The organism is Pseudophaeobacter profundi, from assembly GCF_029697505.1.
In the GTDB taxonomy this organism is placed as follows: domain Bacteria; phylum Pseudomonadota; class Alphaproteobacteria; order Rhodobacterales; family Rhodobacteraceae; genus Pseudophaeobacter; species Pseudophaeobacter profundi.
This window is the reverse complement of the sequence record NZ_JARJEF010000001.1, coordinates 135,550-159,585: the sequence shown is the minus strand read 5'-3', so window position 1 is coordinate 159,585 and position 24,036 is coordinate 135,550. Positions and strand designations below refer to the sequence as shown.

The window sequence follows — 24,036 nt, the reverse complement described above, 5'->3', positions numbered from 1 at the left end:
AACCACACGTTCGACGCTGCCATGCTGGGCCAGGGCCAGATCGCGATTGTGGCGCGCGCGTGTAATGAGGGGGAACTGGCATGATGGACGGCTCCAAATTCGATGACGCCCAGACCGGCGAGCAGAAGATCCGCAATTTCAACATCAACTTTGGCCCGCAGCACCCTGCGGCCCACGGGGTGTTGCGTCTGGTGTTGGAGTTGGACGGCGAGATTGTAGAGCGCTGCGACCCGCACATCGGCCTGCTGCACCGTGGCACCGAAAAGCTGATGGAAAGCCGCACCTACCTGCAGAACCTGCCGTATTTTGACCGGCTGGACTATGTGGCGCCGATGAACCAGGAACATGCCTGGTGCTTGGCAATCGAAAAACTGACCGGCGTTGAAGTGCCGCGTCGTGGCTCGCTTATCCGGGTTCTGTACTCTGAAATCGGCCGTATTCTGAACCACCTGCTGAACGTCACTACCCAGGCGATGGACGTTGGCGCGCTGACGCCGCCGCTCTGGGGATTTGAGGAACGTGAAAAGCTGATGGTGTTCTATGAACGCGCCTGTGGGGCACGTCTGCACGCGGCCTATTTCCGCCCCGGTGGGGTGCATCAGGATATTCCGGATGATCTGCTGGACGATATCGACCTCTGGGCGATGGAATTCCCCAAGGTACTGGCTGATATCGACGGGTTGTTGACCGAAAACCGCATCTTCAAGCAGCGCAACTGCGATATTGGCGTGGTGACCGAGGAAGATATCCTGGAATATGGCTTTTCCGGCGTTATGGTGCGTGGATCGGGCATGGCCTGGGATTTGCGCCGCGCGCAGCCCTATGAATGCTACGATGAATTCGACTTCCAGATCCCTGTGGGCAAGAACGGGGATTGCTATGATCGCTATCTGGTGCGCATGGAAGAAATGCGCCAGTCGCTGTCTATCATCCGTCAGGCCATCGTCAAACTGCGTGAGGCCACTGGTGATGTGATGGCGCGGGGTAAGCTGAGCCCGCCCAAACGAGGTGATATGAAGACCTCGATGGAGAGCCTCATTCACCACTTCAAACTCTATACCGAAGGCTTTCACGTGCCCGCCGGTGAGGTCTATACCGCCGTCGAGGCCCCGAAGGGCGAATTCGGCGTCTATCTGGTGGCAGATGGGTCTAACAAACCCTACCGCAGCAAGATCCGCGCGCCGGGTTTCCTGCATCTGCAAGCCATGGACCACGTTGCAAAAGGCCACCAGCTGGCCGACGTCGCTGCCATCATCGGCACCATGGACGTCGTATTTGGAGAGATTGACCGCTAATGCTTCGTCGCCTTCATTCCGAACAACCCGAAAGCTTTGCTTTCACGCCCGCCAACCAGAAATGGGCCGAGGCGCAATTGACCAAATTCCCCGAAGGCCGTCAGGCCTCGGCTGTGATCCCGCTGTTGTGGCGGGCACAGGAACAGGAAGGCTGGGTCTCCAAGCCGGCGATTGAATATATCGCCGATATGTTGGGCATGGCCTATATCCGTGTGCTCGAGGTTACCTCGTTCTACTTCATGTTCCAGATGCAGCCCACCGGATCGGTGGCGCATGTGCAGGTCTGTGGCACCCTGTCTTGCATGATCTGCGGCGCCGAAGATCTGATCGCGGTTTGCAAGGACAAGATTGCTGAAAAACCGCATACCCTCTCGGCGGATGGCAAGTTCAGCTGGGAAGAGGTCGAATGTCTGGGCGCCTGCGCCAACGCGCCGATGGCCCAGATCGGCAAGGACTATTTTGAAGATCTCACCGCCGCCGGCTTTGGCCAGATGCTGGATGATCTGGCGGCAGGCAAGCCTGTTGTGCCGGGGCCGCAGAATGGCCGTTATGCGGCAGAGCCAAAGTCGGGCCTGACCTCGTTGCAGGATTTTGATAGCGGCAAGGCACAGTATAACGCATCGGCACAGCTGGCGACTGATATTGGCGACGGTATCAAGCGGATCCAGGGTGATGAAGTTCCGCTGCTGACCCCCTGGGTTGGCAAGGATGGTGTGGTCGCAGGGCGCGCCTCAGCGGATCAGCCCCCCAAGGCTCCCGAGGCCGCGAAACCGGCCGCCAAGCAGGCCAAAGAGGCCGCAAAGGCACCGGTGAAAAAATCTGCAGTGGTAGAGCCTGCCTCCCCCGAAGGGGCGGCGGCCAAGGTCACCGAGGAACAGGAACCCAAGACGCTGAAAGAAGCGCGCGGTGGACTGCCGGATGATCTGAAACTGCTAAAGGGCGTTGGTCCCAAGCTGGAGGCAACCCTGAACGATCTGGGCTTTTTCCACTTTGACCAGATTGCGGAGTGGGGCGAGGCCGAAGTGGCCTGGGTCGACAACCGATTGAAGTTCAAGGGCCGTATCGAACGGGATGGCTGGATTGCACAGGCTGCCAAACTGGCGGTGGGTGACGAGACTGAATTTGCCACGAAGGCCAAAAAAGACGGCCGCTACGACGACGAATAACCGAACTGGCTGTCCTATTCCGGGGCAGGCAGGGAACAGACATGAGGACCTGAATGAGCGCAGATCTGGATAGGGCGATCGCAGCAAAGGGGCGGCACATCTCATTGGTGATTGCCGGAACCATGCTGGCCTGGTTGGCCTTGAATCTGATCATTGGCCCGGCAATTGGATTGCCTGGCCGCTTTGCGCTCTTGTTTGATTTCGCAGCCCTTGCCGCGATGATCTATGCAGGGGTCAATATAGTGCAACTCTGGCGCATGCGTCAGGCCAGTAAAAACGACAACCAAGGGTAGGCAGACATGCTGAAGGACCAGGACCGGATCTTTACCAACCTATACGGTATGCATGAGCGCACCCTGAAAGGCGCGCAGGCACGTGGCCATTGGGATGGCACTTCAGGGATCATCGACAAGGGTCGTGACTGGATCATCCAGACGATGAAGGATTCCGGTTTGCGGGGCCGTGGTGGTGCGGGGTTCCCTACCGGGCTGAAATGGTCTTTCATGCCGAAAGAAAGCGATGGTCGCCCGTCCTATCTGGTGATCAACGCCGATGAATCCGAACCCGGCACCTGCAAAGACCGCGAAATCATGCGCCATGATCCGCATACGCTGATCGAGGGCGCGCTGATTGCCAGCTTCGCGATGAACGCGCATACCTGTTATATCTACCTGCGTGGCGAATATATCCGCGAGCGCGAGGCGCTGCAGGCGGCTATCGACGAATGCTACGACAAGGGGCTTCTGGGCAAGAACGCAGCCGGATCAGGCTGGGATTTCGATGTCTTCCTGCACCATGGGGCAGGGGCCTATATCTGCGGCGAGGAAACCGCCCTGATCGAAAGCCTGGAAGGCAAGAAGGGCATGCCCCGGATGAAGCCACCTTTTCCGGCAGGCGCGGGTCTATATGGCTGCCCCACCACGGTTAATAACGTGGAATCGATTGCTGTTGTGCCCACCATCCTGCGCCGCGGTGCGGATTGGTTTGCAGGCTTTGGCCGACCTAATAATGCCGGTACCAAGCTGTTTGCGATTTCTGGCCACGTCAACAACCCCTGTGTGGTTGAAGAAGCCATGTCGATCTCGTTTGAAGAGCTGATTGAAAAGCACTGCGGTGGCATTCGCGGCGGCTGGGACAATCTGCTGGCGGTGATCCCCGGTGGGTCTTCGGTGCCCTGCGTGCGCGGTGAAAACATGCGCGATGCGATCATGGACTTTGACTACCTGCGCGGCGAGCTGGGCTCGGGCCTTGGCACCGCAGCGGTCATCGTGATGGATAAGCAGACCGATATCATCAAGGCGATCTGGCGTCTGGCGAAATTCTACAAACACGAAAGTTGCGGCCAGTGTACGCCCTGCCGCGAAGGCACCGGCTGGATGATGCGGGTGATGGAACGCCTGGTCAAAGGCGAGGCGGATCTGGAAGAAATCGACATGTTGTGGGATGTGACCAAGCAGGTCGAAGGCCACACCATCTGCGCCCTGGGCGACGCCGCAGCCTGGCCGATCCAGGGGTTGATCCGCAACTTCCGCGATGAAATCGAAGACCGCATCAAAGCGCAGAAAACCGGCCGCAAAAGCGCCATTGCTGCTGAATGATGGGATGTAAGGGACCAATTTTGATGGGACATGTCAAATTCATGACGGCGACGTTTGTCGTCACCGCGCTTTTGGCGGCCTGCAGCGATAAGGACATGCGTCCTGTGTTTGATGGCGTGCCGTTCCGCACCAAGGCCTCTGTTGTCGATAAGAAAGTCACGCGCGCGCGGTTCGAGGCAGAGGTCTATGATGTTGCGGCCTCGCCCTTGGGCGCGCGTGAGGCGATGCGCTATGCGGGCACCACATATTGCATTCAAAACTACGGCACCTCGCGTATTGACTGGCCGCTGGATCTGGACGACCCAGAAGTGCCGCTGCCGCGTGATGGCGACAATGCTGTGCTGCAGGGGGTCTGCAAGTCGTGAGCGTGATCCAGGCATATTCTGGCCAATTGGCAGCGGCGCTATTGCATAGCGCGGCCGTTTTTTGGCCTTTTGCCTCTCCAAACTTCAGGAGAGACCGATGAAATATGCCCAGATGAAACTGGCCTGGATTGTACCTTTGATGGCAGCAGCGGCGTTTGCTGGTCCTTTGACTGCGGCGGCAAAACCGTCGCTGCGGGATGTGCCGGAAATTGAAAACCCGCTGTTTGCCGTGGCGATGGCAAAAGAGGTGGCGGATCATTGTGACAGCCTTGGTGCGCGCTTCCTTAAAGGCGTGGGCGAACTGCGTAGATTGCGGGCACGGGCCAATCGCCTTGGCTACGCTGACAGCGAAATCCGCGCTTATATCGAATCCGACGTTGAAAAGGCCCGGATGCGGGCCAAGGGCGAAAGACTGCTGGCGGCGCGCGGCGTCTCTTATGGCAATCAAGAAACATTCTGTGCGTTCGGTCGTGCGGAAATCAAGAAAAACAGCGCGATCGGCGCGTTACTGAGGGCGAAATAGACCATGGCTGACCTCCGCAAGATCAACATTGACGGAACCGAGGTTGAGGTGGACGGGGCGATGACCCTGATCCAGGCCTGTGAAGAGGCCGGGGTGGAAATCCCGCGCTTCTGCTACCATGAACGCCTGTCGATTGCCGGCAACTGCCGCATGTGTCTGGTAGAGGTCGTGGGCGGCCCGCCCAAGCCTGCGGCATCCTGCGCTATGCAGGTGCGTGACCTGCGCCCAGGCCCCGAAGGCCAGCCGCCGGTGGTGAAAACCAATTCACCCATGGTGAAAAAAGCCCGCGAAGGCGTGATGGAATTCATGCTGATCAACCATCCGCTGGATTGCCCGATTTGCGACCAGGGCGGCGAATGTGATCTGCAGGATCAGGCCATGGCCTATGGTGTTGATTTTTCCCGCTTTCGTGAACCCAAGCGCGCAGTGGACGATCTGAACCTCGGCCCGCTTGTTTCAACTGCGATGACCCGCTGCATCAGCTGCACCCGCTGTGTGCGCTTCACCTCCGAGGTGGCCGGGATCACCCAGATGGGCCAGACAGGCCGCGGTGAAGATGCTGAAATCACCAGCTATCTGAACGAAACCCTGGACAGCAACCTGCAGGGCAACATCATTGATCTGTGTCCGGTTGGCGCGCTGACCTCGAAACCCTATGCCTTTAGCGCCCGCCCCTGGGAGCTGACAAAGACAGAATCCATTGATGTGATGGATTCGCTGGGGGCCAATATTCGGGTTGATACCAAGGGGCGCGAAGTGATGCGGATCCTGCCGCGCAACAATGACGCGGTGAACGAAGAATGGATTTCCGACAAGACACGCTTTGTCTGGGATGGTCTGCGGCGTCAGCGTCTGGATCGCCCCTATGTGCGTGTTGACGGCAAGCTAAAGCCTGCCAGCTGGCCCGAAGCCCTGCACGCGGCTGCCGATGCGATGAAGGGCAAGAAGATTGCTGGCCTGATCGGCGATCTGGTCCCGGTTGAGGCGGCCTTTGCGCTGAAGCAGCTGGTTGAAGCCCAGGGTGGCCAGGTCGAATGCCGGACCGATAATGCGCGCCTGCCGATTGGCGACCGCGCAGGCTATGTTGGCACCGCGACCATCGAGGATATCGACAGCGCCAAGGCGATCATGCTGATCGGAACGGATCCACGCAATGAATCTCCGGTGCTGAATGCTCGGATCCGACGGGCCTGGATCAATGGGGCCACCATCGGCCTGATCGGCCAGCCAGTCGATCTGACCTATGACTATAGCCACCTGGGCACTGATCGTGCCGCGCTTGAAGCGCTGCATTCTGGCGATCACTCTGCTGCGCTGGACAAGGAAACCCTGGTGATTGTCGGGCAGGGTGCCCTGCGCGAAGCCGACGGGCTTGCGGTGCTGGCGCATGCCCAGAAATTTGCCGCTGATACCGGATCAAAACTCTTGGTGCTGCATACTGCGGCGGCACGGGTTGGCGCGATGGATATCGGCGCGGTGACCGAAGGTGGCATGGCGGCGGCCATCGAGGGCGCCGAGGTGATCTACAACCTGGGCGCGGACGAAGTGGAAATCGACGATGGTGCCTTTGTGATCTATCAGGGCAGCCATGGCGATCGTGGTGCGCATCGCGCCGATGTGATCCTGCCGGGCGCGGCCTATACGGAAGAGAACGGCCTTTTTGTCAATACTGAAGGACGGCCCCAGCTGGCGATGCGTGCGGGCTTTGCCCCCGGTGACGCCAAGGAAAACTGGGCCATTTTGCGCGCACTTAGCGCCGAGGTGGACGCAACTTTGCAGTATGACTCGCTGGCGCAGCTGCGTCAGGCCCTGGTCAAGCAGGTGCCGCATCTGGCGCAGGTTGATCAGGTGATCGAGAATGAGGGCACACCGCTGGAACTGGGGCCGCTGGGCAAGGCGGCATTCCTGCCTGCGGTCAAGGATTTCTATCTGAGCAACCCGATTGCCCGGGCTTCCAAACTGATGGCGGAACTCTCGGCCAATGCCAAAGCCCGCCGGGCCGAAAAGATGGCGGCCGAGTGATCCGCGCTGCACTCATATCGTTTCTGACGCTGGCGGCCTGTGCGCCGATCCCCGGCGGTTCAGCGGATGGCGTTGCCCCCCAGTATAACGGGGTCGACACCAGCCTGCTGGACGGCGATCTGGTGCAATTTCATGTCTCTATGTCTGGTGCCGCCTCTGGTGCGGATCTGGATGACTATGCCGAATGTGCCGCTGCACAATACGCGCTGATCCGCGGTTATGGGTTTGCGCGCCACGTGCGCACGAAAATGAAACAAGAGGGTGGCAATCAGATAGCCGATGCTGTCTACACGATCTCGCCCTCCCTTCCGCGCGGTTTGCGCACCATCGATGCAGAAGTCGTGGTCGCCAATTGCGAGGCTAACGGAATACCTACGGTGTGAGGACCTATGGCTGAATTCTTTAACACCCCAGGCGGCATTGCTGTACTGATCCTGGCGCAAGTGCTTGCTGTTGTTGCATTTGTAATGATCTCTCTGTTGTTCCTCGTCTATGGGGACCGCAAGATCTGGGCGGCGGTGCAGATGCGCCGTGGCCCCAATGTCGTGGGCGTCTTTGGTCTGCTGCAATCGGTGGCGGATGCGCTGAAATATGTGGTCAAAGAGGTGGTGATCCCGGCGGGTGCAGATCGCACCGTCTTTATCATGGCACCGCTGACCTCCTTTGTGCTGGCGATGGTGGCCTGGGCGGTGATCCCGTTCAACGATGGTTGGGTGCTGTCAGACATCAACGTCGCCATCCTCTATGTCTTTGCGGTTTCCAGCCTCGAGGTCTACGGCGTGATCATGGGGGGCTGGGCCTCGAACTCGAAATACCCCTTCCTTGGCGCCCTGCGCTCGGCGGCGCAGATGATTTCTTACGAGGTCTCGATCGGCTTGATCATCGTCGGGGTGATCATCTCTACCGGCAGCATGAACTTTGGCGATATCGTCCGCGCACAGGACGGCGACCTGGGCCTGTTGAACTGGTACTGGATCCCGCATTTTCCGATGGTCTTCCTGTTCTTCATCTCTTGCCTGGCTGAAACCAACCGCCCCCCCTTCGACCTGCCCGAAGCGGAGTCGGAACTGGTGGCCGGTTATCAGGTGGAATATTCGGCAACGCCCTTCCTATTGTTCATGGCGGGTGAATATATCGCTATCTTCCTGATGTGCGCGCTGACCTCGCTGCTGTTCTTTGGTGGCTGGCTGTCGCCAATCCCAGGCCTGCCGGATGGTGTGCTGTGGATGGTCGGCAAGATGGCCTTCTTCTTCTTCCTCTTTGCAATGGTGAAAGCCATCACCCCGCGCTATCGCTATGACCAGCTGATGCGCCTTGGCTGGAAGGTCTTTCTGCCCTTCTCGCTGTTCTGGGTGGTCTTTGTTTCCTTTGCTGCAAAATTTGACTGGTTCTGGGGCATCTTCGCCCGCTGGACCGTGGGAGGCTGATCATGACAAACCAGATCGATTACACCCGTGCCGCCAAATATTTCCTGCTGCAGGATTTCTGGGTCGGCTTCAAACTGGGGATGAAGTATTTCTTTGCCCCCAAGGCGACGCTGAACTACCCGCATGAAAAGGGGCCGCTAAGCCCACGTTTTCGCGGTGAACATGCGCTGCGGCGGTATCCCAACGGCGAAGAGCGCTGCATTGCCTGCAAGCTGTGTGAAGCGGTCTGCCCGGCGCAGGCGATCACCATCGATGCGGAGCCGCGTGAAGATGGCAGCCGCCGTACCACGCGCTATGACATCGACATGACCAAATGCATCTACTGCGGTTTCTGCCAAGAAGCCTGCCCGGTGGATGCCATTGTCGAAGGTCCGAATTTTGAGTTCGCCACCGAAACCCGCGAAGAGCTGTTCTACGACAAGGACAAGTTGTTGGCGAATGGCGAGCGCTGGGAAGCCGAGATCGCCCGCAACCTCGAACTGGATGCGCCCTACCGATGAGCGATGCAAAGAACCCCTTTGAGGCCATGATGGCCCAGGCACAGGCCCAGTATAAGGACATGGTCAAGGCCATGAACCCGGATCTGGCGGCGGGTCTGGATCCGATGTCGATGAAAGGGTTCGAGGCCCTGTGGCCAACCATGCCCAAAGAGGTCATGGAAATGATGTTTGGCAAGACCATCAACAAGGATGGTCTGGATGCCAAGACCCGGCTTTTGCTGACATTGGCCGGGCTGACCTGTCAGGGCGCGCAGGCGGATTCCGCTGTGCGTCAAACCGTGCGCCACGCTGTTGAGGCGGGTGCAAAGAAACAAGAGATCGTTGAAACGATCGGACAGATGTCGGTTTTCGCCGGCATTCCGGCCATGAACCGGGCGCTGGAACTGGCGCAGGAAGTCATGACCGACAAAAGGGACGATGAGACATGAGCGTTTTTGCCTTCTACCTCTTCGCCATCAGCGCCATCACCGGCGGGCTGTTCACTGTGATCAGCCGCCAGCCGGTGCATTCGGTTCTGTGGCTGATCCTGGCCTTTATCTCTTCGGCCGGGTTGTTTGTGCTGCTGGGGGCGGAATTCGTCGCCATGCTGCTGGTCATCGTCTACGTGGGGGCGGTTGCTGTACTGTTTCTCTTTGTGGTGATGATGCTGGATGTGGACTTTGCTGAACTGAAGGCAGAGATGGCGCAGTATATGCCGTTGGCCCTGTTGATTGGTCTGGTCATTCTGATGCAGTTCGTGATGGCCTATGGTAGCTGGGAAAGTGCCCATGGCGCCGCCGAACAACTGGCGCAGCCGATCCCTGCTGATCGCCACAACACCGAGGCCCTGGGCCTTATCATCTATGATCAATATTTCCTTCTGTTCCAGCTTTCGGGTCTGATCCTGCTGGTCGCCATGATTGGCGCCATCACCCTGACCCTGCGCCATCGCAAAGATGTCAAACGCCAGGACGTGATGCTGCAAATGTCGCGCGATCCGGCCAAGGCCATGGAACTGAAAGACATCAAACCGGGGCAGGGGCTTTAATAATGATTGGTATCGAGCATTACCTTACCGTCGCGGCGACGCTGTTCGTCATTGGCATCTTCGGGCTGTTCCTGAACCGCAAGAACGTGATCATCCTGCTGATGAGCATCGAATTGATGCTGCTGGCGGTGAATATCAACCTTGTGGCCTTCTCCAGTTTCCTTGGGGATCTGGTGGGGCAGGTCTTTACCCTGTTCGTGCTGACCGTGGCCGCCGCCGAGGCCGCTATTGGTCTGGCGATCCTGGTCTGCTTCTTCCGTAACCGCGGCACCATCGCCGTGGAAGACATCAATATGATGAAGGGCTAAAGCATCATGGAAACCATCCTCCTCTTTGCCCCTCTGGTGGGCGCGCTGATTTGTGGCTTTGGCCATAAATATATCGGCGAAAAAGCAGCCATGGTGACGGCGACGAGCCTGTTGTTCCTTTCGGCGCTCTTGTCCTGGATCACCTTTCTTGGATTTGACGGGGTTACCCGCCAGATCGAAGTCATGACCTGGATTGAAAGCGGTTCACTGTCTACGTCATGGGGGATCCGGCTGGACCGGCTTACCGCCCTGATGCTGATTGTTGTCACCTCGGTGTCTAGCCTGGTTCACCTCTACAGCTTTGGCTACATGGCGGATGATCCGCAGTGGAAAGAGGGCGAGAGCTACAAGCCGCGCTTCTTTGCCTATCTGTCCTTCTTTACCTTTGCCATGCTGATGCTGGTGACCTCAGATAATCTGGTTCAGATGTTCTTTGGCTGGGAAGGGGTCGGCGTGGCCTCTTACCTGTTGATCGGCTTCTACTACCGCAAGCCAAGCGCAAATGCGGCGGCAATGAAGGCCTTTATCGTCAACCGGGTTGGGGATTTTGGCTTTGCGCTGGGGATCTTTGGTCTGTTCCTGCTGACCGATAGCATCAACTTCTCTGATATTTTTGCCGCCATTCCCACCGAGGTCTCCGGTCAGCAGATATCCTTCCTTTGGGGCGAATGGGACGCAGCGAACCTGTTGGCGGTGCTGTTGTTCATCGGCGCGATGGGTAAATCGGCGCAGCTGTTCCTGCACACCTGGCTGCCAGATGCGATGGAAGGCCCGACACCTGTTTCGGCGTTGATCCATGCTGCGACCATGGTTACCGCCGGTGTCTTTCTGGTCTGCCGCATGTCGCCGCTGATGGAGTTTGCGCCACAGGCAACCATGTTCATCACGGTGATTGGTGCCTCTACGGCTTTCTTTGCCGCAACGGTGGGCCTGGTTCAGACCGACATCAAACGCGTCATTGCCTATTCCACCTGCTCGCAGCTGGGGTATATGTTCGTGGCCGCAGGCGTCGGCATGTATTCGGCGGCAATGTTCCACCTGTTTACCCATGCCTTTTTCAAGGCGATGCTGTTCCTGGGCGCAGGTTCGGTTATCCACGCCATGCACCATGAACAGGACATGATGAACTATGGCGGTCTGCGCAAGAAAATCCCCTATACCTATTGGGCGATGATGATTGGCACCCTGGCCATCACCGGCGTTGGCATCCCGCTGACCCATATCGGTTTTGCCGGCTTCCTGTCCAAGGATGCGATTATTGAGAGCGCCTTTGCCGGTGGATCCGACTATGGGTTCTGGCTGCTCGTGATTGCTGCCTTCATGACCTCTTTCTACAGCTGGCGCCTGATGTTCCTGACCTTCTTTGGCAAGCCACGTGGCGACAAACATACCCATGATCACGCGCATGAGAGCCCGATGACGATGCTTATCCCGCTTGGGGTGCTGGCACTGGGTGCGGTCTTCTCTGGCATGATCTGGTACGGCAGCTTCTTTGGGCATGCCGACAAGGTTGGAAAATTCTACGGTATCCCCGTGGCGGAAGCTTCGGCAGCGGCCCATGGTGAGGCAGCAGAGAGCCATGGCGAAAGCGATGCGCATGGTGCCGAGGCCGAGGCGGGTGAGCATCACTATGTCTTTACCGGCCAGCCGGGAGAGGGCGCGCTGTATTTTGCCGCCGACAACCATGTGCTGGACGATGCACATGCCGCGCCAAAATGGGTCAAGGTCTCGCCCTTTATTGCGATGTCCCTTGGCTTGGTGCTGGCGGTTTGGTTCTACATCGTGAACCCAAGCCTGCCTGGGCGCCTGGCAGAGACGCATCAGCCGCTTTATCTGTTCCTCAAGAACAAGTGGTACTTTGACGAGCTGTACGACGCGATTTTTGTCAAGCCTGCCTTGGCCATTGGGCGTTTCTTCTGGAAACGCGGCGATGGCAATGCCATTGACGGCTTCCTGAATGGCGTCGCCATGGGGATTGTTCCTTTCTTCACCAAACTTGCCGGTCGCGCGCAGTCCGGTTTCATCTTTACCTATGCCTTCTGGATGGTGCTGGGCATTGCAGCCCTGATCACCTGGATGTCGATCGGCGGAGGAGCCCACTGATGGACAACCTTCTATCAATTGTCACCTTCATCCCTGCTGTGGCAGCTGCTGTTATGGCGCTGCTGATGCGCGGCGAGGATGAAGCGGCGCAGCGCAATGCCAAACGGCTTGCCCTGATTACCACCAGCCTGACCTTTTTGGTCAGCCTGGGGATCTACACACAGTTTGACCCTGCCAACACCGGCTTTCAGTTCGTAGAAGAGCACGACTGGGTCTTTGGCTTAAAGTACAAGATGGGCGTTGACGGCATTTCGGTGCTGTTTGTCCTGCTGACCACCTTTGTGATGCCGCTGACCATACTGGCCAGCTGGCGGGTGACCACCCGTGTCAAGGAATACATGATCGCCTTCCTGTTGCTGGAAACCCTGATGCTGGGTGTTTTCATGGCGCTGGACCTGGTGCTGTTTTACATGTTCTTCGAGGCGGGATTGATCCCGATGTTCCTGATCATCGGCATCTGGGGCGGCAAGGAACGCATCTACGCCTCCTTCAAGTTTTTTCTTTATACCTTCCTTGGCTCTGTCTTGATGCTGGTGGCTATGGTGGCGATGTATGCCGATGCGGGCACCACCGATATCGAAACCCTGCTGACGCATAGTTTCTCTGCCACCAGCTTTGATCTGTTGGGCATTCATGTGGTCGGCGGCATGCAGACCCTGATGTTCCTGGCGTTCTTTGCCTCCTTTGCGGTGAAGATGCCGATGTGGCCGGTACATACCTGGCTGCCGGATGCACACGTTCAGGCGCCGACGGCTGGGTCTGTGGTGCTGGCGGCGATCCTGCTCAAGATGGGCGGCTATGGCTTCCTGCGGTTTTCCTTGCCGATGTTCCCGGTTGGCGCGGATGTGATGACCGATCTGATCCTGTGGATGTCCGCCATCGCGGTGGTCTATACCTCGCTGGTGGCGATGGTGCAGGAAGACATGAAAAAGCTGATCGCCTATTCATCCGTCGCGCATATGGGCTTTGTCACCATGGGGATCTTTGCGGCCAACCAGCAGGGGGTTGATGGTGCCATCTTCCAGATGTTGAGCCACGGCTTCATCTCGGCGGCGCTGTTCCTTTGCGTGGGCGTGATCTATGACCGCATGCATACCCGCGACATCAACGCCTATGGCGGCCTGGTGGTGCGGATGCCCGCTTACGGGCTGGTCTTCATGTTCTTTACCATGGGCAACGTTGGCCTGCCGGGCACCTCTGGCTTTGTTGGGGAATTCTTGACCCTGATGGGCACATTCCAGAAAAACACCTGGGTAGCAGCGGTTGCGGCTTCCGGCGTAATTTTCTCGGCGGCCTATGCGCTCTGGCTTTATCGTCGGGTGGTCTTTGGCGACCTAATCAAGGGCAGCCTGAAAACCATTCAGGACATGGATGCACGTGAACGCTTTATCTTTGCGCCACTGGTTGTGATGACTATCCTTCTGGGCGTCTATCCGTCGCTGGTCACCGATATCATCAGTCCATCGACTGAAGCGCTGATCGCAAACTTCAACCAGTCTCTGGCTGCTGCGGATACCTCCGCTGTAATCCAGACCGCGTCGCACTAAGGGAGCATGGGCAGATGATCCAAGCTGATCTCTCCGTAATTCTGCCAGAGATTATCCTGGCACTTTACGCAATGGCGGCGCTATTGGGCGCAGTCTACACTGGCAAAGACAAGCTTGCCTCGGCGATCACCTGGTCTACGTCGGGCCTGATGGTGGTGCTGGCCTTGTGGATTGGCACCAGCGGCAGCGGCAGCACAACGGCTTTTGGCGGCATGTTTGTCGATGACGGCTTTGCCCGTTTTGCCAAGGTGACGATCCTGCTGGCGGCAGCCGCTGTTCTGGTGATGGGGCAGGAGTATATGTTGCGCCGCGGCATGCTGCGCTTTGAATACCCGATCCTGGTCGCGCTGAGCGCGGTTGGCATGATGGTCATGGTTTCTGCCGGTGATCTGATGTCGCTGTACATGGGGTTGGAGCTGCAGTCGCTGGCGCTCTACGTTGTGGCTTCGATGCGCCGCGACAGCGTCAAATCGACCGAGGCCGGCCTGAAGTATTTTGTGCTGGGTGCGCTGTCTTCGGGTCTGCTGCTTTACGGTGCCTCGCTTGTTTACGGCTTTGCCGGTACCACCAAATTTGCGGGCATCATTGATGTAGCCCAGCACGGCGAGGTCTCTGTGGGCCTGCTGTTTGGTCTGGTCCTGCTGATTTCTGGTCTTGGGTTCAAGGTCTCTGCAGTGCCCTTCCACATGTGGACGCCGGATGTCTATGAAGGCGCGCCCACACCGGTAACGGCTTTCTTTGCTTCGGCCCCCAAAGTTGCGGCCATGGGCCTGTTTGCCCGGGTGATGCATGACGCCTTTGGCCACGCGATCAGCGATTGGAGCCAGGTTGTGGCGCTGCTGTCCGTCTTGTCGATGTTTCTGGGTGCGGTGGCGGCGATTGGCCAGCGTAATATCAAACGTCTGATGGCCTATTCTTCGATTGCCCATATGGGCTATGCGCTGATGGGGCTTGCTGCGGGTACTCAGCTCGGCATCGAGGCGATGCTGGTCTATATGGCGATCTATGTTTCGATGAATATCGGCACCTTTGCCTTTATCCTGATGCTGCAAAAGGATGGCCAGCCTGTCACCGATATTCAGGCGCTGAACCAATATGCCCGCCGTGAACCTGGTAAGGCACTGGCGGTTCTGGTGCTGCTGTTCTCGCTTGCAGGTGTGCCGCCGATGCTGGGCTTCTTTGGCAAGTTCTATGTGCTGCGCGCTGCCTATGAGGCAGATCTGGCCTGGCTGGCGATTGCTGGTGTGGTTGCCTCGGTCATCGGTGCCTTCTATTATCTGCGGATCGTCTACTACATGTATTTCGGCGAAGAAGCCGAAGAGCTGGACCGCACCGGGTCGCCTGTGCTCTGGGTCTTCCTTATGGGGTCGGCTGCAGTGATGGTTCTGGGGATTATCAATATGTTTGGTGTCGATGGCGCAGCGGCTGCTGCGGCTGCGGCCTTGGTCCACTGAACGGTTTAACATCTCTGACAAAGGGCCTGGTCCAGCGGACCGGGCCTTTTTGCCTTTAAAGGAATGAGACAATGACGGATTGGCCTGACGGTTACGGCAAGCGGATCTTGCAAGAGGTGGACAGCACCCTGGACGAGGCCAGGCGCATCGCGCCAGAGCTGACGGGGCCGGAATGGATCCTTGCCAAGCGCCAGACCAAGGGGCGTGGCCGCCGGGGCCGCGACTGGAAGGAACCGCAGGGTAATTTTGCCGCCACACTGGTGATGCGCCCAAGCGAGCCCCCGCAGCAGGTGGCGCTTCGCAGTTTTGTCGCCGCGCTGGCGGTCTATGATGCCTGCGAATCCCTGACCGGGCGCACCGTTGGTCTGGCGCTGAAATGGCCCAATGATGTTTTGTTCAACGGCGGCAAGCTGTCTGGTATTCTGTTGGAAAGCTCGGGTGCGGGGCAGGGGCTGAACTACCTAGCCATTGGCATCGGCGTCAATCTGGTGGAAACGCCGATGAAAGAATGGCTGGAACCGGGGGCGGTCTGGCCGGTGTCGCTGCTGTCTGAAACTGGGGTGCAGGTCACGCCCGAGGTCTTTTTGACCGCGCTGGCGGCGGCCTATGCCCGCTATGAACTGCAGTTCACCACCTATGGCTTTGACCCGATCCGCACCGCTTGGTTGGCACGCGCGGCCAAGCTTGGAGAGGTGATAATTGCAAGAACCAGCCATTCTGAGGTAGAAGGCACCTTCGAGACGGTAGACGCGGAGGGCAACCTTGTCCTAAACAGCGCCAACGGTCGGGTATCGATCCCCGCCGCCGATATCTTTTTCTGAGCGCAAAAGGGCATTCCATGCTTCTGGCTGTTGATTGTGGCAATACCAATACCGTCTTCTCTATCTGGGATGGCGAACAATTTATTGGCACCTGGCGCACGGCGACCGATTGGCGGCGCACGGCGGATCAGTATTTTGTCTGGCTCAACACATTGATTCAGGCGCAGGGCATCGAGACGGATATCACGGATATGATCGTTTCTTCCACTGTGCCGCGTGTTGTGTTCAACCTGCGGGTTCTGGCTGATCGCTATTACAACACCCGCCCACTGGTGGTGGGCAAACCGGATTGTCTGTTGCCGGTGGATGTCCGGGTGGACGAGGGCACCGCAGTGGGGCCGGATCGGTTGGTCAACACGGTGGCCGGTTTTGACCACTACGGTGGCAATCTGGTGATGGTGGATTTTGGCACGGCCACTACCTTTGATGTGGTAGCCGAAGATGGTGCCTATGTCGGTGGTGTGATCGCGCCTGGGGTGAACCTCAGCCTTGAGGCGCTGCATCAGGCGGCGGCGGCGCTGCCACATGTGGATATTTCCAAACCCGAGCACGTGATCGGCACCAATACGGTGGCCTGCATGCAATCGGGCGTGTTTTGGGGCTACGTCGGCCTGGTGCGCGAGATCTGCGCCCGGATCAAAGCCGAACGCAATGTTCCGATGAAGATTATCTCAACAGGCGGGCTGGCGCCTCTATTCCAGCAAGCTGCTGATCTGTTTGACGCATATGAGGATGATCTCACGATGCATGGACTGCAGATCATCCATAAATATAATAAGGATAACGGTACTCCTATATGAGCACTGATGAACGTTTGATCTATCTGCCCCTTGGTGGTGCAGGCGAAATTGGCATGAATGCCTATGTTTACGGCTATGGCCGCCCCGGCAAGGAACGGCTGATCCTGGTGGATCTGGGCGTTGCCTTCCCCGATATGGACAGCACCCCCGGTGTTGACTTGATCATGCCTGATATCACCTGGCTGCGTGAACGCGTTGACCAGCTGGAGGCAATTTTTATCACCCATGGCCATGAGGACCACATCGGCGCGGTCTCGCATCTGTATCGTCAGCTGAACGTGCCGATCTATGCCCGTGCCTTTACCGCCAATCTTGCGCGGCGCAAGATGGAAGAGCGCGGCCATGATCCGCTGGTGGTGAAAACGGTTGGTGCCTGGCCCGAAGTGACCAAGCTTGGCCCCTTTACCATCGGTGTCGCGCCGATGGCGCATTCGATCCCGGAAAGCGGTGGCCTGGTCATCGACAGCCCGGCGGGCCGGGTGGTGCATACCGGTGATTTCAAACTGGATCGCACGCCGCTGGTTGGCGAAGCCTTTGATCCTGAAATGTGGGCGGAAATCGCCAAGCCAGGCATCAAGGCCCTGGTGTGCGATTCCACCAATGTGTTCTCCAAAACACCTGGCCGTTCTGAATCGGATCTGCCCGAGGAAATTACCCGCCTGATCGGCGAGGCCAGCGGCATGGTCGCGGCAACCACCTTTGCTTCGAACGTGGCACGGGTAAAGACCCTGGCGGATGCGGGCACGCGGGCCGGGCGTTCGGTTGTCTTGTTGGGCCGCGCGATGCTGCGCATGGTCGAGGCCGCCAAGGAAACCGGCGTTCTGACGGATTTCCCACCGGTCTTTTCCCCGGAAGAGGCAAGGGACCTGCCCCGCAACAACCTGATGTTGATCACCACGGGCAGCCAGGGCGAACGCCGTGCCGCTTCGGCGCAGATGGCGCGTGGTAAATACCGTGGGTTAGAGTTGAAAGAGGGCGATCTGTTCCTGTTTTCCTCCAAGACGATTCCGGGCAATGAGCGCGGTGTGATCCGCATCATCAACCAGTTCTCGGAACGTGGCGTCGATGTGGTGGATGACAGCTCTGGTCTGTATCATGTCTCTGGCCATGCCAATGGACCGGACCTTGAGGCGCTGCATGCGCTGCTGCAGCCCGCGATGCTGGTGCCAATGCATGGTGAACATCGCCACCTACGGATGCATGCCCGTCTGGGCGAGGCCAAGGGTATTCCCAGCATTGTGGCGGTGAATGGCATGATGTTGAACCTGTCGGGTAACCGTCCCTCGGTGCTGGAATATATCGACACTGGCCGCACCTATCTGGATGGCACCACCAAGATTGGTGCGATGGATGGCGTGGTGCGCGACCGCATCCGCATGGCGCTGAATGGCCATCTGGTCGTTACCCTTATTCTGGACGAGGAAGATGAACCCCTGGGCGAGCCCTGGTGTGATATCAAGGGGCTGACAGATACTAGCAGCTCTAACGCGGCACTGATCGATGTTCTGGAAGAAGACCTGAATCAGTTCCTGATGCGGGCTGGGGCCAAGACGCTGAAGGATGACGACAAGCTGGAAGGCGAACTACGCCGGATTGCGCGTCAGACCTGCAACAACGAAATCGGCAAAAAGCCCGAAGTCACCGTGGTGATCAGCCGGATGCGATAAGCACCGCGCTGACATCCTGAATAGAAAAGGCCTCGGCAGATCTTGCCGAGGCTTTTTTGTGGGCGCTGACGGGGGAACCCGTCACTGCGCAAAACAGTGGCAGGCTGCTGCCCTTACGCGGTGCGGGGGCGTTGCAGCAGCGCGACGATTTTCTGGGGCAGGGCGCGCAGGCTGCGGCCAACCGCGCTCATCCCATCAGCCAAAGCCCGGGCGCGCATAGCTTCTGCGCGACGCTGGATGGCATGGATTTCATCAGCGGTGAGAGTAACAGGCTGGTGCTCGGTCATAACGTTCTCGGTCTATTGCGTTTTCGGATGGGCTACATGTAGCGGGCTTTGGGCGCGGTGACATTGGCCAATCTGTCAATCCCGCCATGCTGCAAGTGCAAAGGTCGCCAGCTGAAAATTCGGGAAGACCGCGTGACGCACTGGGTCGTGTAGACCGACTGCCTGTGAATTCAAGACCTTTCCCGGCACGCTCTAAAGCGCAAACGCAAAACGGCCGCCAAAGATGGCGGCCGTAAATGGTATTGATTTTATTGGAAAATTACCCGGCGCGACGCTCTGCAAATGAGAGCGCGATAAAGCTTGGCATGTGATCGCCCATGCCAACAACCGTGCGATCGTCACGACGCCCGCCTTGTTTGCCGCCACGGCCCCGATTGTTCTTGGGGGCAGTTTGTTGCTGCGCTGCAGCGTTTTCCTCGGCGACGGGCTTGTCGTCTGGCTTATCGTCTGCCTTGGCCGTGGCCTTGCGCGTACGCGAGCGGCCTTCGGATTTGGCACTGTCTGCCTTGCGGGGGGCCGATTTGCGTGCTTCGGACTTGTCCGTTTCAGTGGTTTCCTGCGCTTGCAGATCCGCAGATACCTGGTCAGCGCCGGCCTTATCTTCACTGACCTCTGCTTTTGGTGTGGCAGCATCCTGCGGCGCAGCGGCGTCCGCCGACTTGCGCGATGTAGCGCCCCGGCGGCTTCGTGTGGGCTTGCCACCGGAATTTTCGGTGTCCTGATCCGGCGTGTCAGTGGATTTCTTGGCAGCGCTGCGCTTGACCGGCTCTGCTTTCTTGGCAGGGTTGTCCATCCGGCTGATTTCTTTTTGCAGCAGGTTTTCAACGGCGGCGAGGGCCTTTTCATCGCGGACAGAGCAAATGGTGATTGCCTTGCCTTCACGGCCCGCGCGGCCGGTGCGGCCAATCCGGTGGACATAGTCTTCGGGGTGGCCGGGCACATCATAATTGAACACATGGCTGACGCTGGGCACATCCAGGCCGCGCGCCGCGACGTCAGAGGCCACGAGAATACGCAGCTGCCCGTCGCGGAACCCGTCGAGTGTCTTGGTGCGTTGGCTCTGGTCCAGATCGCCATGAATCGGCGCGGCATCATAGCCGTATTTTTTCAGTGACTTGGTCACAATATCTACATCCGTCTTACGGTTGCAGAAGATGATTGCGTTGGTCAGCTTGTCGCCTTCGCCGTCGATCAATGCGCGCAGGGCGGTGCGTTTTTCGCTGGCTTCGCGATCTTTGCGCGAGGCTTTGAACTGCACCACTTGTTGTTCGATGGTTTCAGAGGCGCTGGCCTGCCGGGCAACTTCGATTCGCTCAGGTGCGGAAAGGAAGGTATTGGTGATCCGTTCGATTTCAGGGGCCATGGTGGCCGAGAAGAACAGCGTCTGGCGGGTAAAGGGCGTAAGGGAGAAGATCCGCTCGATATCCGGAATAAAGCCCATGTCGAGCATCCGGTCTGCCTCATCGACGACCATGATCTGCACACCGGTCAGCAAGAGCTTTCCGCGCTCGAAATGATCCAGCAGGCGACCTGGCGTTGCGATCAGAACGTCGACGCCTTTGTCGATTAGCTGGTCCTGCTCCTTAAAGCTGACACCGCCAATCAAGAGGGCCTTTGTAAGCTTTAAGTGTTTGGTATAAGTGTCAAAATTCTCTGCAACCTGGGCTGCCAATTCGCGGGTCGGGCACAGGACCAGGCTGCGCGGCATCCGGGCGCGGGCGCGGCCACGGGCCAGCATGGTGATCATTGGCAGGGTGAAAGAGGCGGTTTTGCCGGTGCCGGTTTGGGCGATGCCCAGTACATCACGACCTTCAAGCGCAGGTGGAATAGCACCAGCCTGGATCGGTGTTGGTGACTCGTAACCCGCTTCTTCAATCGCTTTGAGGACCTTGGGGTTCAGGTTCAGATCGGTAAATTTTGTCATATGCGTCCGTTTTTGCGGACACTAATTTGGCCCGCGCGTGTTTTGACAAAGCCGGGTCCGCGAGAACAAGCGGTGTGACAACGTCCAGCTTTTGGCGGGACATAGCAAAATCTTGTCCTGCGGTCAATTATTGGCTGGGCTTGCCTGGCCGCTATCCGCCTCTGCTGGCGTGCCAAAATACCGGTCACCCCCGCGTCAGGGGCGCCGAATCGTTGCGCGGGGATCACCCCTGCGTGCTGTCAAAACTGGGGAAGTGCTTTTGTCGGGTCGCGGCGCGGTTGAGCATACGGATCCGCAACAGCCCTTCCTGTTCCAGCCGCTGGCGCAGGGCCGGGCTGTCGCCGCAGACTTCATCATAAAAGGCGCGCAGGCCTGGCACGCCCTCTTCGGCCTCTATTGCCGAGAGGAGTTCATGCAGGTTTATGCCGTCCTTATCCCTGGGTCGTGCGGGCGAGAGGTCGGCCCGGTAAGATCCGCGCTCTAGGCGAAACCGGTAATGCGCCAGCCAGTGGGGCCAATCCCGCGCATGCAGGTGGCACAGCTCAAGCGCAGGCAGTTCGGTCGTGGCGGGGTTTTCCAGCCGGTCCTCTGGGCTTTTGCCAGCGTCTTGGAAAAAGTTATGGATGCGAAAGCTGATATCGGGCAGTCCTGTGCGCACAAAGATCTTGCCCTGCACATGGCTGAGAAAGCCGCCACGCATATGTTCGCCGTAGCGCGGATACAGGCGGCCGACGATTGTGCCGCGTTCAGGCCCTTTGGGGATATGACCTTTGAAGGCAGTTGCATCGCCTGCAAGTGCCTCTATGGGGCGGGCGCGGGCTGCCAGGGTAGTTTGCGGCAGGGCCGCCAGCAGCGTGCCAATCGAGCTATTCGCCCAGAGGAATTCATCAACGTCAATATGGGCTAGCCAGTCCAGATCAGCAGCTTGGCGACGATAGGCACGGGTGGCATTCAGGCTTTGGCGAACCTGATGTTTGGCGGGCTTGCCGCCCTTGCGCCGCCTTTGCCAAGAGGCATCGTCGCAGTCAAAGACGCGGATCTTTGGATGCGCCTTGAGCAGAGGGCGGGCGCCGGGGCAGGGGGCATCGAGATATAGAAACAGACGATGTGCTCCGGCCTCCAGGTGGTAGGCGGCAAAATCGAGGATGTCTTGGGCCGGGGCCTTGATAGTGGCGACGATGCCCCATTTTGCGTTTGTGTCCATTGATGCCCTGCTCTCTGTATCCTTGCTCTGTCCGGTTGCGGGGCAGGGCTGTCTGCGCGGTGTCACGTGGCGCGATACTGCACAGGGTTCCCCCCGTTGGTCCAGTGCGCGCCGGACAGAAGAGCGGCAAAACCTCAAAATGCGGATCGGGCTGCGACCAAGCGGCGGGCCGCGACGTCAACGAAGAATCGCAAAAGGGCGCGCCGGTGATGGCGCGCCCAGATTATGTGAGCTTGTCTATCAGGCTTTGGGGCCGTAGCGCGGTGCCTCAGACCATCATTTCCTTGGTCGCGGTCAGTTGCAGATCGGGGTAATCCCGCTCTACCCGGTCGATGTCCCACTGCAGACGAGTCAGATAGACGACATCGCCATCATGGTCATAGGCGATGTGCTGTTTGTTGGAATTTACAAACTTGTCCACCGCCGCTTTGTCCCCATTGACCCAGCGCGCCGAGGTGAACTGAGAGCTGTCAAACCGCACCGGTAGGCCGTATTCCAGCTCGATCCGGCTGGCCAGAACCTCAAATTGCAGCGCCCCGACCACGCCAACAATAAAGCCGGAACCGATTGAGGGTTTGAACACCTTGGCTGCGCCTTCTTCGGCAAACTGCATCAGCGCCTTTTCCAGATGCTTGGCTTTCATCGGATCGCCCGCGCGCACGCCCTGCAGCAGTTCCGGCGCAAAGGAGGGAATACCGGCAACCCGCAGGGCTTCGCCTTCGGTCAGGGTGTCGCCGATGCGCAGCTGGCCATGGTTCGGAATACCAATGATATCGCCAGCCCATGCCTCTTCGGCCAATTCGCGGTCAGAGGCGAGGAACAGCACCGGGTTGGAAATCGCCATCGGTTTCTTGGTGCGCACATGGGTCAGTTTCATGCCGCGTTTAAAGTGGCCGCTAGCCATCCGCACAAAGGCCACCCGGTCGCGGTGCTTTGGGTCCATATTGGCCTGCACCTTGAAGACAAAGCCGGCGACCTTCTTCTCTTCGGGGGCAATATTTCGTGGCTGCGCCTTTTGCACCTGCGGTTCGGGGCCGTAGTGGCCAATGCCGTCCATTAGTTCTTTGACGCCAAAGGAGTTGATGGCTGAGCCAAACCAGATCGGGGTCATATGGCCTTCGAGCACCGCCTGCGGATCCAGCTTGGGCAGCAGCTCGCGGGCCATCTCGACCTCTTCCAGCAGCTTGTTCAGCAGATCTGCGGGCACATATTCGGCCAGCTTGGGGTCATCCAGGCCCTCAATCGCGATGCTTTCGGCCACTTTGTTGCGGTCGGCGCGGTCCATCAGCTCCAGTCGGTCGCGCAGCATGTCGTAGCAGCCGATGAAATCGCGCCCAACGCCGATGGGCCAGGCGGCTGGCGTCACGTCAATGGCCAGGTTTTCCTGGATCTCATCAATAATATCAAAGGTATCGCGACTTTCGCGGTCCATCTTGTTACAGAAGGTCAGGATCGGCAGGTCACGCAGGCGGCAGACCTCAAACAGTTTCTGAGTCTGGCTTTCCACGCCCTTTGCCCCATCAATCACCATGACGGCGGCATCCACCGCCGTGAGGGTGCGATAGGTGTCTTCGGAAAAGTCCGAGTGGCCGGGCGTATCCACCAGATTGAAGCGGAAGCCGTCAAAATCAAAGGACATTGCCGAGGCCGAGACCGAAATGCCGCGGTCCTTTTCCATCTGCATGAAATCGGATCTGGTGCGCCGTGCTTCGCCCTTGGCGCGCACCTGCCCAGCCATCTGAATCGCGCCGCCATAAAGCAGGAATTTTTCAGTCAGCGTGGTTTTGCCCGCATCCGGGTGCGAAATGATCGCAAAGGTGCGGCGCCGCGCGATTTCGGGCGGCAGGTCTGGGCGGTTTGCAGCGGTATCCAACATGAGCGCGCGTATAGGTTGGATTGTCGAGGCTGGCAAGAAAAAGCCCCCCCTCGTCGCAGAAAGCTGTGAAACAGGGCGGCCAGGGGGCTGCGCAGGTATCGCTCCCGATGATGCATCGCAGG

The 24,036-nt window shown here is 58.5% G+C and carries 23 protein-coding genes; 19 read left to right on the top strand and 4 right to left on the bottom strand.

All coding sequences use genetic code 11. The features are described from left to right. The first annotated feature begins 83 nt into the window (after positions 1–83). The 19 genes from P2081_RS00770 to P2081_RS00680 all read left to right on the top strand — a co-directional run bounded on the left by P2081_RS00770 (position 84) and on the right by P2081_RS00680 (position 18,623). Positions 84–1,295, top strand: coding sequence for an NADH-quinone oxidoreductase subunit D (locus tag P2081_RS00770; protein WP_278921441.1), 1,212 nt, complete (start codon positions 84–86; stop codon positions 1,293–1,295). Further along, on the top strand, positions 1,295–2,461 hold the full coding sequence (locus P2081_RS00765) for an NADH-quinone oxidoreductase subunit E (RefSeq protein WP_278920969.1): 1,167 nt from the start codon (positions 1,295–1,297) through the stop codon (positions 2,459–2,461). Before P2081_RS00770 ends, P2081_RS00765 begins: the two co-directional genes overlap by 1 nt. 53 nt (positions 2,462–2,514) lie before the next feature. Then, complete coding sequence (locus P2081_RS00760; protein WP_278920968.1) at positions 2,515–2,754, top strand: DUF5337 domain-containing protein; 240 nt, start codon at positions 2,515–2,517, stop codon at positions 2,752–2,754. A 6-nt stretch (positions 2,755–2,760) separates the two neighbouring features. Next, positions 2,761–4,059, top strand: a complete 1,299-nt coding sequence (gene nuoF, locus P2081_RS00755) for an NADH-quinone oxidoreductase subunit NuoF (protein WP_278920967.1) — start codon at positions 2,761–2,763, stop codon at positions 4,057–4,059. Positions 4,060–4,082: 23 nt separating this feature from the next. After that, complete coding sequence (locus P2081_RS00750; protein WP_278920966.1) at positions 4,083–4,424, top strand: hypothetical protein; 342 nt, start codon at positions 4,083–4,085, stop codon at positions 4,422–4,424. A 112-nt stretch (positions 4,425–4,536) separates the two neighbouring features. After that, a complete protein-coding gene (locus tag P2081_RS00745) occupies positions 4,537–4,947 on the top strand; it encodes a DUF5333 domain-containing protein (RefSeq protein ID WP_438826520.1) in 411 nt (136 codons plus the stop codon). A 3-nt stretch (positions 4,948–4,950) separates the two neighbouring features. Continuing rightward, positions 4,951–6,969, top strand: coding sequence for an NADH-quinone oxidoreductase subunit NuoG (nuoG, locus tag P2081_RS00740; RefSeq protein ID WP_278920965.1), 2,019 nt, complete (start codon positions 4,951–4,953; stop codon positions 6,967–6,969). After that, on the top strand, positions 6,966–7,352 hold the full coding sequence (locus P2081_RS00735) for a YNQ4 family lipoprotein (protein WP_278920964.1): 387 nt from the start codon (positions 6,966–6,968) through the stop codon (positions 7,350–7,352). The genes nuoG and P2081_RS00735 overlap by 4 nt, the downstream gene beginning before the upstream one ends. A gap of 6 nt (positions 7,353–7,358) precedes the next feature. Further along, positions 7,359–8,396: an NADH-quinone oxidoreductase subunit NuoH gene (gene nuoH / locus P2081_RS00730; RefSeq protein ID WP_278920963.1), complete on the top strand. Its 1,038-nt coding sequence runs from the start codon at positions 7,359–7,361 to the stop codon at positions 8,394–8,396. 2 nt (positions 8,397–8,398) lie between these two features. Then, positions 8,399–8,896 (top strand): NADH-quinone oxidoreductase subunit NuoI, encoded by a 498-nt coding sequence (nuoI, locus tag P2081_RS00725; RefSeq protein WP_278920962.1) that lies wholly within the window; start codon positions 8,399–8,401, stop codon positions 8,894–8,896. Beyond that, entirely contained in the window at positions 8,893–9,324 is a 432-nt protein-coding gene (locus P2081_RS00720) for a carboxymuconolactone decarboxylase family protein (RefSeq protein WP_278920961.1), read from the top strand. Before nuoI ends, P2081_RS00720 begins: the two co-directional genes overlap by 4 nt. Beyond that, complete coding sequence (locus P2081_RS00715) at positions 9,321–9,923, top strand: NADH-quinone oxidoreductase subunit J (protein ID WP_278920960.1); 603 nt, start codon at positions 9,321–9,323, stop codon at positions 9,921–9,923. Before P2081_RS00720 ends, P2081_RS00715 begins: the two co-directional genes overlap by 4 nt. 2 nt (positions 9,924–9,925) lie before the next feature. Beyond that, positions 9,926–10,231, top strand: a complete 306-nt coding sequence (nuoK, locus tag P2081_RS00710; protein WP_009808916.1) for an NADH-quinone oxidoreductase subunit NuoK — start codon at positions 9,926–9,928, stop codon at positions 10,229–10,231. Between the two features lie 6 nt (positions 10,232–10,237). Next, positions 10,238–12,334 (top strand): NADH-quinone oxidoreductase subunit L, encoded by a 2,097-nt coding sequence (gene nuoL / locus P2081_RS00705; protein WP_278920959.1) that lies wholly within the window; start codon positions 10,238–10,240, stop codon positions 12,332–12,334. Beyond that, a complete protein-coding gene (locus tag P2081_RS00700) occupies positions 12,334–13,881 on the top strand; it encodes an NADH-quinone oxidoreductase subunit M (protein WP_278920958.1) in 1,548 nt (515 codons plus the stop codon). The genes nuoL and P2081_RS00700 overlap by 1 nt, the downstream gene beginning before the upstream one ends. 14 nt (positions 13,882–13,895) lie before the next feature. Beyond that, a complete protein-coding gene (nuoN, locus tag P2081_RS00695; RefSeq protein ID WP_278920957.1) occupies positions 13,896–15,335 on the top strand; it encodes an NADH-quinone oxidoreductase subunit NuoN in 1,440 nt (479 codons plus the stop codon). 71 nt (positions 15,336–15,406) lie between these two features. Continuing rightward, a complete protein-coding gene (locus P2081_RS00690; RefSeq protein WP_278920956.1) occupies positions 15,407–16,156 on the top strand; it encodes a biotin--[acetyl-CoA-carboxylase] ligase in 750 nt (249 codons plus the stop codon). Between the two features lie 17 nt (positions 16,157–16,173). Then, complete coding sequence (locus P2081_RS00685; RefSeq protein WP_278920955.1) at positions 16,174–16,956, top strand: type III pantothenate kinase; 783 nt, start codon at positions 16,174–16,176, stop codon at positions 16,954–16,956. Continuing rightward, on the top strand, positions 16,953–18,623 hold the full coding sequence (locus P2081_RS00680) for a ribonuclease J (protein ID WP_278920954.1): 1,671 nt from the start codon (positions 16,953–16,955) through the stop codon (positions 18,621–18,623). Before P2081_RS00685 ends, P2081_RS00680 begins: the two co-directional genes overlap by 4 nt. Before the next feature lie 113 nt (positions 18,624–18,736). On the opposite strand, the gene P2081_RS00675 is transcribed toward P2081_RS00680, so the two are convergent. From P2081_RS00675 to P2081_RS00660, 4 genes are all read right to left on the bottom strand, one after another. Next, the gene (locus tag P2081_RS00675; RefSeq protein WP_278920953.1) at positions 18,737–18,910 is read right to left on the bottom strand and encodes an RSP_7527 family protein; all 174 of its coding nucleotides are present in this window, start codon (positions 18,908–18,910) and stop codon (positions 18,737–18,739) included. Between the two features lie 259 nt (positions 18,911–19,169). Continuing rightward, entirely contained in the window at positions 19,170–20,834 is a 1,665-nt protein-coding gene (locus P2081_RS00670) for a DEAD/DEAH box helicase (RefSeq protein WP_278920952.1), read from the bottom strand. 223 nt (positions 20,835–21,057) lie between these two features. Continuing rightward, positions 21,058–22,038, bottom strand: coding sequence for a glycosyltransferase family 2 protein (locus P2081_RS00665; RefSeq protein ID WP_278920951.1), 981 nt, complete (start codon positions 22,036–22,038; stop codon positions 21,058–21,060). A gap of 268 nt (positions 22,039–22,306) precedes the next feature. Further along, a complete protein-coding gene (locus P2081_RS00660; protein WP_278920950.1) occupies positions 22,307–23,914 on the bottom strand; it encodes a peptide chain release factor 3 in 1,608 nt (535 codons plus the stop codon). Positions 23,915–24,036 lie beyond the last annotated feature (122 nt).

Coding starts and splice junctions, on each gene's coding strand:
- P2081_RS00770 (WP_278921441.1), top strand. CDS start 84: ATGGACGGCTCCAAATTCGATGACGCCCAGACCGGCGAGCAGAAGATC.
- P2081_RS00765 (WP_278920969.1), top strand. CDS start 1,295: ATGCTTCGTCGCCTTCATTCCGAACAACCCGAAAGCTTTGCTTTCACG.
- P2081_RS00760 (WP_278920968.1), top strand. CDS start 2,515: ATGAGCGCAGATCTGGATAGGGCGATCGCAGCAAAGGGGCGGCACATC.
- nuoF (WP_278920967.1), top strand. CDS start 2,761: ATGCTGAAGGACCAGGACCGGATCTTTACCAACCTATACGGTATGCAT.
- P2081_RS00750 (WP_278920966.1), top strand. CDS start 4,083: ATGGGACATGTCAAATTCATGACGGCGACGTTTGTCGTCACCGCGCTT.
- P2081_RS00745 (WP_438826520.1), top strand. CDS start 4,537: ATGAAACTGGCCTGGATTGTACCTTTGATGGCAGCAGCGGCGTTTGCT.
- nuoG (WP_278920965.1), top strand. CDS start 4,951: ATGGCTGACCTCCGCAAGATCAACATTGACGGAACCGAGGTTGAGGTG.
- nuoH (WP_278920963.1), top strand. CDS start 7,359: ATGGCTGAATTCTTTAACACCCCAGGCGGCATTGCTGTACTGATCCTG.
- nuoI (WP_278920962.1), top strand. CDS start 8,399: ATGACAAACCAGATCGATTACACCCGTGCCGCCAAATATTTCCTGCTG.
- P2081_RS00720 (WP_278920961.1), top strand. CDS start 8,893: ATGAGCGATGCAAAGAACCCCTTTGAGGCCATGATGGCCCAGGCACAG.
- P2081_RS00715 (WP_278920960.1), top strand. CDS start 9,321: ATGAGCGTTTTTGCCTTCTACCTCTTCGCCATCAGCGCCATCACCGGC.
- nuoK (WP_009808916.1), top strand. CDS start 9,926: ATGATTGGTATCGAGCATTACCTTACCGTCGCGGCGACGCTGTTCGTC.
- nuoL (WP_278920959.1), top strand. CDS start 10,238: ATGGAAACCATCCTCCTCTTTGCCCCTCTGGTGGGCGCGCTGATTTGT.
- P2081_RS00700 (WP_278920958.1), top strand. CDS start 12,334: ATGGACAACCTTCTATCAATTGTCACCTTCATCCCTGCTGTGGCAGCT.
- nuoN (WP_278920957.1), top strand. CDS start 13,896: ATGATCCAAGCTGATCTCTCCGTAATTCTGCCAGAGATTATCCTGGCA.
- P2081_RS00690 (WP_278920956.1), top strand. CDS start 15,407: ATGACGGATTGGCCTGACGGTTACGGCAAGCGGATCTTGCAAGAGGTG.
- P2081_RS00685 (WP_278920955.1), top strand. CDS start 16,174: ATGCTTCTGGCTGTTGATTGTGGCAATACCAATACCGTCTTCTCTATC.
- P2081_RS00680 (WP_278920954.1), top strand. CDS start 16,953: ATGAGCACTGATGAACGTTTGATCTATCTGCCCCTTGGTGGTGCAGGC.
- P2081_RS00675 (WP_278920953.1), bottom strand. CDS start 18,910: ATGACCGAGCACCAGCCTGTTACTCTCACCGCTGATGAAATCCATGCC.
- P2081_RS00670 (WP_278920952.1), bottom strand. CDS start 20,834: ATGACAAAATTTACCGATCTGAACCTGAACCCCAAGGTCCTCAAAGCG.
- P2081_RS00665 (WP_278920951.1), bottom strand. CDS start 22,038: ATGGACACAAACGCAAAATGGGGCATCGTCGCCACTATCAAGGCCCCG.
- P2081_RS00660 (WP_278920950.1), bottom strand. CDS start 23,914: ATGTTGGATACCGCTGCAAACCGCCCAGACCTGCCGCCCGAAATCGCG.